Source organism: Pseudomonas sp. 2822-15 (assembly GCF_002742515.1).
Classification (GTDB): domain Bacteria; phylum Pseudomonadota; class Gammaproteobacteria; order Pseudomonadales; family Pseudomonadaceae; genus Aquipseudomonas; species Aquipseudomonas salomonii.
Genome location: NZ_LJRY01000075.1, coordinates 1 through 229, shown reverse-complemented (window position 1 = coordinate 229; position 229 = coordinate 1). Strand labels below are relative to the sequence as shown.

The window sequence follows — 229 nt, the reverse complement described above, 5'->3', positions numbered from 1 at the left end:
AAAAGGAAGTTTCTGAAATGGTACATCTAAATGCTAGCTACTTTAGTGTTTTGTTTAAAGAACAAACAGGACTCACCTTCAGTGAGTATCTTACAAGGAGAAGAATGCAGGTAGCAAAAAAACTCCTTTTTTCCACTGACTTACCTATTGGTGTCATTGCAGAAAAAGTAGGTTACCAAACTGCGAAATATTTCATAAAATTATTTAAAGAGCTTGAGGGGCATACCCC

Annotated in this window: 1 protein-coding gene; it reads left to right on the top strand. The window is 35.8% G+C overall.

Annotated elements, in window-relative coordinates:
* Window positions 1-17 precede the first annotated feature (17 nt).
* On the top strand, window positions 18-229 hold a 212-nt coding region (locus AOA59_RS00450; RefSeq protein WP_256592999.1), incomplete at its 3' end, for a helix-turn-helix transcriptional regulator.